The following is a 10,589-nucleotide window of genomic DNA, read 5'->3' on the forward strand; positions in this document are numbered from 1 at the left end:
GGTGATGGATTATCAATTCCGGTCACCCACAAGGCATCCCCATTATTTGATCTTGTTTATGTATTATCTGATCGCAATGAGCGGGGAATTACAACGCTTAACGGGATGCAGGATAACTATGAAATCATTTGCAATATTCTGCTGTTGAAAAACAGGAGGAGAAAGGAAACACAGGTACAATCGAGTGACGTAAGCTACAACAACTCTTCTTTCAAAAACAGTCTCATGACGGAATCTGGAAGACAGGGGTTCGTGTCAGCGGGCTTGTCCAAGGTGAAACGACCGAATCATTCGATTGCGTTAACCGTCCTCTATCATTTCTTTAAACAAATAAAAGAACGGCTGGAAATTGCTGACCTGCAGGGCAGCAAGGAAAAGCTGTCCTTCTTTGGGCTGGATGCAGCTGCGATGGACACTAGAATGCTCGATCTCGTACCAAGCGAGGACAGTCTCATCGATATGTCGGGTCTTCTAACGAACAACATTCGTTATGATCAACTGCGGCGCATGTCGCTGCGCGAGGCAGAGGAAGCCTTGTTCGGAGATGGCTGCACCATCTTCTTCCGTAAGCATTTCACTAGTTCAGCTGAGGTGAACTTAGGTTATGTGAAGGCCTCAGATGAGCTGCGAGCCACTGTAAACCGTAATATGAAAGATCAGCCATTGTTTAGCTTTTTCCAGGTTGCCAAATGGACAGACGAGAAAAACGAGACAGACAGCGTCATGACAGCTGTTCGCGCTCGAATGCGCGATTTGGTCAGAGAGATTGATATCGCTCAGGATGAGCTGGGTCGAATCCGCGAACAACGTGTGGATGATTTGAAATTTCAGCGTCTTCCATTTATGGACAAGCAAAATGTTCGATCCTTTATACGCGCTTTTTTTGATGCGGTGTACCGGCTGGAATGGCAGCTTTTACGACTTGAGACTGAGCTTGCTTTGTACCGTAAATTTGCTGCTGAGCTGGAGCGTCTTCATGAGAAATACCGAATTCGCGTAGAACAGATGGCGCTGMTAGAGGAAACGCTGAATGCGGCGGCTCAGCACAGTATCCGTTCAGCGGATGATTATATCGGGCAGAACATCTTCGAGTATTATGAGCGAGTCACTGCGGCTGTCATGAAGGATATTGAAGAGAAACGCGGCGCATCCATATTTTTTGAGGAACGATTTCTCGGCAATATGACGGAGCTCCTGCAGCAGGGAGATTCCGCGTTTCTGGAGCGATTAATGGAGATTTGCCGAAAGTACATTTTGACAGCAGAGCCTTTTGCACAGACTTTCGAGGAGGAGCTGCTGCTGCGTGCCAATGTATCCGTTGCATACAGCAATCGTAAAGCTTTATCGAGGGACGAGCTATTTCACCGATTATACCGGACACTGGAAGAGCATGCGGTCGTTCATATTCGTCTTCTCGACTATACACATGAGCATCGGTATGAGGAAAAGTATTTGTTCGGAGATCGCGAGAGTGAATTTATCCGATATGCACTTGGCGTTGACGAATCTTCACGCATTTACAAGCTGGGGTGTGTACATGAGAAGCGCAGCAGCGGTGTAGAAAAGTTGAATATTATGGGCGGCTTTCATTTAGAAGATTTGATGTATTATCGAAACGGCAAAGTGTATTATGAGACCTATTTGCAAAATGGGTACGAATTTCACACGCTTGATCCTGCTCTGCTGCCTGATCTTCGCTGAGCGATATACATCAACAATTGCTGCGGTCCACTAGCAAGTAGAAAGGGTGCTGTTATTATGCAACGAAAAATAAATGGGCTTCTCTTACTGTTCAGCTTGATAGGAGGCGCAGTAGGATTCGTCATCGGGGAAATCATACTGGGGGCGCTGTCAGAAATCTGGCCGCGCTTTGCCGTCGTTGGGCTATACTTTGGCGTTCTTGCTTTATGCATTGGACTGGCCTGCCTGATTGCTGAAATGATATCGCCTCGTTTGAACGGAACTTCGTGGCGTCAGCGTTATACCGGATTATCGTGGCAGCTGCTCGTACCAGCAACGCTAGTTCTGCTGTTTGCAGTCGGCGGATTGCTGCAATTTATTTACGGCGCACATTTTGGCGGTGCGAAGCAGGTAAAGGATATTGTGCTTGTCATCGATAATTCAGGAAGCATGCTGGAGACCGATCCTGATAACGAGCGTTATTCGGCTGCGAAGCAATTGATTCAAAACATGGAAAGCGATAAGCGTGTGGCGGTGGTTGCATTTCACAATACCGCACAATTGATACAGCCCTTTGTTAAAGTAAGCACACAGGAAGAGAAAGATAAAGTAAATGCCGCAATTGACTCACTTGAGCCGACGGACGGCGGTACAAACTTTAGTCTTGCGCTTGGCGAAGCAATGAAGACGATTAAGGATAAGGAAAAGGCTGGGCGCGGGACAATGGTCATTCTATTGTCGGACGGTTTCAGCGAATCCGATATCAATAAGCAAATTGCACAATTCCAAGAGCAGCAAATTGTCATTAATACGGTAGGCCTTAGCGTTGCAGATTCCAAGGGCTCTGCCTTGCTGCAGCAAATAGCTGATTCCACCAATGGAAGCTATTACGATGTGTCGGAAGCGAACGGGCTGGCGCTCGTATTCCAAAATATTTACAATACAATCGATAATCGGACGCTCTTAACCGAAAGAACGGGATCGCTTGCGGACAGCACGTTGTATACACTGCTTCGTATTTTATCCTTAGCCATTATCGGTGCAGCTTTAGGGATGTCGCTCGGATTGTTTTTCGACAATCGGTTTTTGGCATTAAGCTTTGGGGCGGGCGGTATTGTAGGCGGTTTGCTGGCTGGCTTCATTTTGGACTCCGGCTTGTCCGGGGATATGCTCTCTGACGGTTTATCACGTCTATTCGCTGTTCTTGTACTGGCAGCCATTATTAGCATTTTCACACTTGTTGTTCCGATAAGGGATAATAACAGTACAAACCGTTATGATGGCGGCAGAAAAAACAGCAATAGAGATCAGTCCACAAAGGCGTTAGGCGAACGGACGAAGGACAGCCGCAGTCATGGATTTTAAACGATGCGGGAGGCGGATATAAAATGCGGTTTATCGATGCAGAGGATGGTTCTCCGATCATCAGCGGTTTAACTCGCGTGTTGGAGGAGGACCGCTGCACGCTGCGCTGGATTTGGCCGGGCGGTATAGAAGCGGTTTACATTGGGAAAACACCGGCTGAGCAGGCGGCGGAAAGCCCCGTGGATATAGGAACTGTCAAGTTGTACACGAAGGCAGAATATAAAGCGAATAATGGCTATCATAGCCGATTAGAGGGCATCGGACGTTTTGTCTTTACGGTATATGCCGCACTGGAAGGGAGCGGCGGTCCGCAGCTCATCCTTCAGCCTAATCACGAGAACAGCATCGAAATAAGTGCTGGCCGAGCTAAAATTCATTATTCGATTACAAATAAGAGCGGTTTGTTCAGAAAGTTCAAAACGATTCAAATTCAAGTTTCAACAGAGGTACCGATTGGGAAAGACGTACTTTGTTATGTGAAAAAGCAGGGCAGCTATCCCGCGAATAAAGAAGATGGCATGCTGTATCCGTTCGTTGCGCCTTTCGCAGCTGGAAAAACCGTTTTGCCTGCCATTGAGGTTGGCAAACAGGATTTTATACGATTGTTTTTCACTGATGGCCGAACGTCTGGACAGATGTACGAATTGATTTCAGTATAAAGGAGGAAGATCGCATGGGTATTTTCGATCTTTTCAAGAAAAAGCCGGAAGCAAAGCAAAGGCCTTTGTTTTATGATATTGTTTGCCCCTATTGTTTTAGTAAATTTACACCGGATGAGGTTGTGTTCCGCGCTTCACATTCCCGTGAGGATGATGAGGATTATGCGCTTGGAGAAGATGATGAGCTGAATAAGTATCGTGAGCGTTTTGGCCTTGATTCTGTACACGATATGGAAGCGGTGCTCTATCCAAACGACGTGCCTGAAGAGCATCGGATTTACTCAGACCATGTATTGATTGGAATAAATGACCGCTATGGCGAGCTGACACGCAGAAGACTTTGTCCAAAATGCCACAACGAAATTCCAGTAACAGCAGGCAAGGTGCCGAGCAATATTATTTCAATCATTGGCGCTTCACAAGTAGGCAAGTCGGTGTATATGACCGCGTTGATACATACGCTGCAGAACACGACAGCGGACCATTTTAATGCAGCCTGCATGCCGCTTAACGCTGAAATTAGCCGGAAATTCCGAACCTATTACGAGGAGCCGCTGTTTGAGCGCGGCGATCTGCTAGCGTCTACCCAAAAGGAAAAGATGCAGGAGCCTTTTATTTTTCAATTTGTTTTTAAAGATGAATCGAAGCCACCGCTTACTCTCGTATTTTTTGATGTCGCTGGCGAGGGTATGGTAGAGCAGGATTATCTTGGTTTGCATGGTCAGCATATCAAAAATTCAGCAGGCATTTTGCTGATGGTAGATCCGCTTCAAATTCGCTCCATTCGCGAGAAAATTAGAATGAATCTGGGCGATAAGCCCGGTGAATGGGTTTCCCAATACGACGAGCCGCGCGACGTTGTTCTGACGATGTTTGGCGACTTTATTGCTTATCAGGAAAACAACAAAACGGATATTCCGACTGCCGTCGTTTTAACGAAGAGCGATATGCTTCATTCGCTAAAGGATGAAGATGGAGAATATATTAAATCGAACAGCAATATTTTCAACAACATGGTGCATCGCAATTATTTCAACCTGACCGAGTTTGAAAATATTGATGGAGAAATCCGCCGTTTCATCGAGAAGGTCGATCGTCCCTTTAAAGGTACGATGGATGTTTATTTTAAGGATACGGCTTATTATGCGGTTTCCGCACTCGGCAGCAATCCCGTCGATCAGAAGCTGCAAACCGTCGTCAGTCCCATTCGGGTAGACGAGCCCTTCATTTGGCTGCTTTATAAGCTGAACTTCATTGAGGGGAGAAGAGAATAGTGCGCGATTCTACGCCCAGCAGGATGATTCAGCAGCAGATGTATGCACGGGAAAGACGCGGCATTTTCAGATCCACGGAAGGTTATGACACGATCGCCAAATCAAGCGGTTTGGAAGCATCATTTGTAAAAAAAGTGCTTCATCCGTTTTGTGTTTATGATGCCCCGACTGAGCTGGCTACCCGCGGTGAGAAGGACGGATCCGCGTATCCAGAGACGATGCACTTGCTTCATTTGGATAATGGCGATTTGCTGCTTGGCAGAAGTGTTTATCAGGCAGCCGACTTCACGGGTCTGCGCAGCGCTTTTTTTACACATAACTTTATTATTCCAAGYGGTCATAGCAGTAAGCCTGCAAGTGATTATATGAACTGGCTGCAAGCCGCTTTCGCAGATCAATATAATATTGACAGCGGTACGGAAATAGCAGAGCTGCTAGAGCTTCCGATTCAGAGTGCAGCAGCGATTAAGCCGTCTGCTCGTTCCATCCTTTCGTTGCTGAACATTTCAGAAAAATCGTTTAAACAGCTGCTCTATGCGGTAATGGCAGCAGTCGGGGGTAAGAAAAAGATCTATGTTTCGCTTGATGTTCCAATCAAACAGCTGCCAGACAAGGCAAAACAGCTGCTTGGTGTGCTATATGCGAGTTTACCCTACGCCTTCCGCAAGCAGCTTGGTTTCATTACCTATGCGAAAGAGCCGGTAAGCCGCAAATCGGTTCATCTTACGTTCGTAGAGCAAGGAAGCCTCCGCAATGGGGATCGCAGCATCGAGAAGGATTTTACGTTTGATTTCGGCAACGACCGAATGATGAATGTTGATCTGGACAGTATAGATCAGCCTTTTTTGGATTTTGCATGGGATAACTTGGATCGTCCTGACCGTACGGATAGCTTCTTTCAATTCGCTGAGCTGATGCTGGCAGATATGGGGGAGGAGCGCGAACTCGCAGCAGCCAGTTATCATGAGCTATGCGTCGTTTACCAAATCGAGGAAGGCAACGAAAAGTTATATGAATCGCATAAAAGCGCGGTAATGCGGAGCTTGATGGATTATTTGCAGCCATCCGGCGCATTGGATGCCAAGATGCGCTTGAATGATTTATTTCTGTCTCGATTTGATTATGAGTTTGACCGTGCTAGGCAAGGAGTAGTGCCGGAAACCTTCATTGTAGATGTGTTTACACAATACTATCAAATTGAAGGTAAACATATCGAAAATAAGCTGGTTTCCTTTTTCCTTTTAGCATTGTTAAATGCAAGAAAGCAGAGTGAGCAAGACGCAGCGGCTTCCTTCTATGCGGCAGTTGAAAGTAATCCTGACTTTAGTATAGCTTTTTTCACAAGAGTCTTAGTAGATGCGAAGCTAAGTGCAAACTTATTTATTCCATTCCTTGAGCAAAAGCTTAAAGCAGCTGCAGGAGCCAAAAGTGTTCTACAGCTCATTGAGCAGTGGGGCAATGCTCATCCTAAGCTGTACGGTGATGAAGACTTTTTTGTGCTGGTCCGTCAGCAGCTCATCGAGAAGCTGAAACGGGAGCGCCACTCGCTGCCAGCGACGAGCAAAGCGCTTGAACAATTGCGCAGCTTAGCAAGTGAAGGCAAGTTTGGCGTGCGAAAACAGCTGCCGTCTCATGATGCGGTAGAGTTTTATACGGAGCTCGAGCTTGCGGCTTATCGAGCAATGTTAATTGAACTTGATATGGAAAGATTGACGAAGGATCAGCTCATGCTGGGCGAGTTTCTCAAATCGAAGGATCAGCTGAAAAAATGGAATGGACAGCTGAGCGATCCGAGGCAGAAATCAGCAGCGCTTGAGCTGCAGGCGCTTTACGAATGCTTCGCATTCCCGGAGCCAACGGTAGATTTATTCGAAAATCTATCCCCAGCAGAGATCGACCGGGTGCAGCTCGTTGGTCGCCGATTGCTTGCCAATCAGCTGGAGTTAGCTGAGTTTCCCCGTCTCGTGCTATTGTTTCTTCGCAGCTCGGATATGGAATCAGTGGATTATGCCACGCTCCTCAACTATTTGCAGCAAAACGCGTCTCAAAAAGATACGGTATATCTGTTTTTCCGATGGGCAGAAAAACATCCTAGTTTCATGCGCTCGAGAGGTTTTGTCCCTGCCTATGTAACTGCAGTAGTCAGCTATTTCACAAAACATGACCGGGATGCATTTAAGAAACGAGCCAATTGGAAGCAGCATTTTGACAAAGCAGGCCCTATTCTTAAAGGTGTATATAAACAGGCGGAKCGCGAGCTATCCTCACCGCTGACTAAATTTTTTCGCAGGAATCGTAAATCGACGTTTATAACATCGTTATCGGCTATAGGTATTGTACTAATCGTAGCCGGCATTATGTTTGCCTTCGGCGGCAAGGATGATGTGAAGCCTGGTGGTGCTGTTTTGCCTGAAACGACTCCTGAACCGAGCATAACCCAGCCGGATACAATCGTATACGTGGAGCAAAATGCTGCATCAGTGGGCAAGAAGGCTGCGACCACCCTCGTCTTCGCATTTAAGGAAGCAGCAGCTTGCGGACTGTTTAAGCCTAGCTCATTGACGGTAGAAACGCCGGGTGCTGAAGCAGTTTCGTACACGACACTAGAAGTTACTTCTGATTGCAAATCGGATACTGGGAGTAGCAGCACTGACGGAAATCAAGTTGAAAGCTCATCACAGCCGACGGAAACAACGGATTCGACTGCCAAAGAATCCGATAAGCCGACGCCAACGCCAACACCGGCTGAAACTGATTCACTGCCGACAGCTACCGATTCTCAGACGGAGCAACCGAGCAATACTGCAATAAATGAAGCAGACTATACGAACCGGGTTGTAGTTAACCTCGGTAAGCAGGTTGATATACCGGAGAAAAGCATTATCACAGTCGGTGAATCGAAGTATGAGATTTCCGTGCTGCGTGTTGTTGCGCCATAACCAAAGCAACGTATTTATAAGAATAGGAAGGGTTGTTCCGTTAGTAGTTTTACTACTGCTGGGACGACCCCTTTTTTCTTTTTAGCTAATCGGCTATTAAAATGATGAAATTGATTAATGTCATAAAAGTGGATAAGAAAGTTGAATTTATGATAGAGACATAGGGTCTGCAATATTTTACAATATCGGTACTACAACACGAACAAGGAGCTGTTTTTCGATGAAAGGTATTAATAATCCGATAGTCCCAGGCTGGTATGCTGATCCTGAAGCGAGAACGTATGAAGGCAAGCATTGGATTTATGCTACCAGGTCCATTACGGAATATACGAAGCAATTGAATTTGGATGCGTTCAGCTCAAGCGACCTGATCCATTGGGAGAAGCATGAGAGCATTATTGAAATGTCAGACTTTCCATGGATGTGGAGAGCGGTTTGGGCACCTACAATTATCGAGAAACGAGGAAAATATTATTTGGTTTTTGCAACAAACGATATTCAAAGCAACGATGAGATCGGCGGTTTGGAGATAGCCGTATCTGACCGTCCTGAAGGACCATTCAGAGGATATCTGGGAAAACCGCTCATTGATCGATTCATTCATTCCGCTCAGCCGATTGATGCTCATTTGTTCAAGGATGATGATGGAACGATCTATTTATATTATGGCGGCTGGCGTCATTGCAACGTAGCGAAAATGAATGATGATATGACGGGGTTCATTCCACTTGAAAATGGTGAAACCTTTCTCTCCATTACGCCTGATGGTTATGTTGAAGGACCTTGTATGATAAAGAAGGATGGACTGTATTACCTCATGTGGTCGCAAGGTGACTGGGTGAACGGCTCTTATTGCGTTGCGTATGGCGTGAGTGAGAATCCTTTGGGTCCATTCGAGAATAAGGGCATCGTGCTTGAGCGACAAGAGCCTATTGCGGAAGGGCCAGGACATCATGGGTTCCTCCATTTGCCAGAGAGTAATGAATGGCTCATTGTTTATCATCGCCGTATTATTGGTGACCCTGAAGCGGGGAATCGTATGCTTTGTATTGATAAAATGATTATTGCTGACGGGGAGATAAAACCGATAGTTATGACAAATGCTTGGTAGTTGTTATCCCTTGAAAAGTTTCTATAGAAAAGCTATTATCGAAGTTAAAAGGCTTGTATTTGCATGGAACTAGAGCTTTCAGGCAAAATAAAATGCTGAAAGGAAGAGCATGATGTGCCGAAATATTAAAACGTTATTTAACTTCGATCCACCGGCAACAGAAGAGGAAGTAGCTGCCGCTTCGCTCCAGTTTGTTCGAAAGCTATCGGGATATCAGTCACCATCGAAAGCCAATGAAGAAGCATTCAATGTTGCGATACAAGAGGTGGCTGCGGCAGCCCAGAAATTGCTCGACACGCTAGTTACCCAAGCTGAGCCGCGTGATCGAGAGGTCGAAATCGAGCGTGCCCGCGCAAGAAACGCCAAAAGATTCGGTACGGCGGAAGCTTAGCGGTTGGAGTTCTTATACCACTAATAGTTAAATGAACCTCAGATTTCTCTGAGGTTTATTTGATTAGGACATCTATAAGGAGTTAGTAAAAGCCTTTTTTTGTTATGATGATGAGGCTTTTGCTATTTTCCATTGTTCATGAGCAAGCTGAATTCTTTTCCATAGTTCATCCCGCTCTTGACGGCTGTAGTTGACGAGTTTTTCTTCAAAAACCTCGCCCAACACCTCGAGCCACTGGGATTGACTCACTAATTCCGTCTGCCTCACACCGTCAGTTCCTCGTTCATTCCAAATGCAGCCTCGGATTTCATTGCTTCCGCCAGCATGTCTATTTCTAATTAAAAACATATTGATCCATGGAGATTCTGCGGAGCGGCTGTAATGCTCATGCTTAGGCTCAAACTCTGTCATATCCGCCAAAACGGTAGAATCATAATCCACGCCAACAAATGACGCAGATGGATCATGCTCTAAGCGCCATCCATTTGGAACAACAAGAGATTCTGTTACTTTATAAATAAAAGGGTTTTGGTTATACGTTCCAGCAAGAAGAGGCAGCGGCTCAAAAGGCATATCGCCTAATCCAACATCAATAATCCATTGTTCTTCTTCGTTGTTTTCGTTCAACAAGTGAGCGGTTAGTCCAAGGTGAAACGAGTTGATACGAGGCTCGGCACCTAGTGGCTGTACGCCTGCCCGGTGGAATGAAACCTTGTAGCCTAATGAACGCAGAAGATGGCTAAATGCGCCATTTAAATGAAAACAATATCCGCTTCTGCCATGGATAAGGAGCGGGACGGATTGTTTGATGTGAATTCCTGCGGGCTTACCTGCAAAAACATCAATGGTTTGCCAAGAAAAAACTCTTACATGGGCTCTATGAAGCTCAAATAAAAATGCCTTGGTTGGCTCCTGAATATCTGAGATGMCAAGCCTGCTTAAATAAGCTTTTATTTCTTCTCTCGTCAACGGTTCCATAACGATTCACCTCTATGGCTCAAACATCGTTTTGAGCTTCTTTATTTTATTGCCTTTATCACATCCTAAACGAGAAAGAGCTAGAGAACAATGTAGAAATGTAAAGACTGTACCGGTACAGCGTCATTCAATGAATGGTTAGTCATGATGACCAAGTCCTTATACATATACTTTTTTGAAGAGCATACCGAG

The 10,589-nt window shown here is 45.7% G+C and carries 8 protein-coding genes; 7 read left to right on the forward strand and 1 reads right to left on the reverse strand.

The features are described 5' to 3' along the window. The 7 genes from AC1DSE_RS22150 to AC1DSE_RS22180 form a co-directional block, all read left to right on the forward strand. Positions 1–1,701 (forward strand): transcription initiation factor TFIID (locus AC1DSE_RS22150; RefSeq protein WP_477528191.1); only part of this gene is annotated, 1,701 nt, incomplete at its 5' end. 57 nt (positions 1,702–1,758) lie between these two features. Next, a complete protein-coding gene (locus AC1DSE_RS22155; RefSeq protein WP_339208231.1) occupies positions 1,759–3,045 on the forward strand; it encodes a VWA domain-containing protein in 1,287 nt (428 codons plus the stop codon). A 23-nt stretch (positions 3,046–3,068) separates the two neighbouring features. Beyond that, positions 3,069–3,704 (forward strand): beta-mannanase, encoded by a 636-nt coding sequence (locus AC1DSE_RS22160; RefSeq protein ID WP_076269552.1) that lies wholly within the window; start codon positions 3,069–3,071, stop codon positions 3,702–3,704. 14 nt (positions 3,705–3,718) lie between these two features. Further along, the gene (locus AC1DSE_RS22165) at positions 3,719–4,978 is read left to right on the forward strand and encodes a TRAFAC clade GTPase domain-containing protein (protein WP_339208235.1); all 1,260 of its coding nucleotides are present in this window, start codon (positions 3,719–3,721) and stop codon (positions 4,976–4,978) included. Beyond that, positions 4,978–7,917 carry a GAP1-N2 domain-containing protein gene (locus AC1DSE_RS22170; RefSeq protein ID WP_477528192.1) on the forward strand — a complete coding sequence of 980 codons (2,940 nt, stop codon included), beginning with the start codon at positions 4,978–4,980 and terminating at the stop codon, positions 7,915–7,917. The genes AC1DSE_RS22165 and AC1DSE_RS22170 overlap by 1 nt, the downstream gene beginning before the upstream one ends. Before the next feature lie 220 nt (positions 7,918–8,137). Continuing rightward, positions 8,138–9,028 (forward strand): glycoside hydrolase family 43 protein, encoded by an 891-nt coding sequence (locus tag AC1DSE_RS22175; protein ID WP_441879479.1) that lies wholly within the window; start codon positions 8,138–8,140, stop codon positions 9,026–9,028. A 112-nt stretch (positions 9,029–9,140) separates the two neighbouring features. Then, positions 9,141–9,419 carry a DUF2277 domain-containing protein gene (locus AC1DSE_RS22180; RefSeq protein ID WP_076269556.1) on the forward strand — a complete coding sequence of 93 codons (279 nt, stop codon included), beginning with the start codon at positions 9,141–9,143 and terminating at the stop codon, positions 9,417–9,419. A 102-nt stretch (positions 9,420–9,521) separates the two neighbouring features. On the opposite strand, the gene AC1DSE_RS22185 is transcribed toward AC1DSE_RS22180, so the two are convergent. After that, complete coding sequence (locus AC1DSE_RS22185) at positions 9,522–10,397, reverse strand: arylamine N-acetyltransferase family protein (protein ID WP_477528193.1); 876 nt, start codon at positions 10,395–10,397, stop codon at positions 9,522–9,524. Positions 10,398–10,589: the final 192 nt, after the last annotated feature.

The organism is Paenibacillus sp. 01L418 (assembly GCF_056400045.1).

What these genes read in the sequence shown, in the direction of transcription:
- AC1DSE_RS22160 (WP_076269552.1), top strand. Translation starts at nt 3,069, where the DNA reads ATGCGGTTTATCGATGCAGAGGATGGTTCTCCGATCATCAGCGGTTTA.
- AC1DSE_RS22180 (WP_076269556.1), top strand. Translation starts at nt 9,141, where the DNA reads ATGTGCCGAAATATTAAAACGTTATTTAACTTCGATCCACCGGCAACA.
- AC1DSE_RS22175 (WP_441879479.1), top strand. Translation starts at nt 8,138, where the DNA reads ATGAAAGGTATTAATAATCCGATAGTCCCAGGCTGGTATGCTGATCCT.
- AC1DSE_RS22155 (WP_339208231.1), top strand. Translation starts at nt 1,759, where the DNA reads ATGCAACGAAAAATAAATGGGCTTCTCTTACTGTTCAGCTTGATAGGA.
- AC1DSE_RS22165 (WP_339208235.1), top strand. Translation starts at nt 3,719, where the DNA reads ATGGGTATTTTCGATCTTTTCAAGAAAAAGCCGGAAGCAAAGCAAAGG.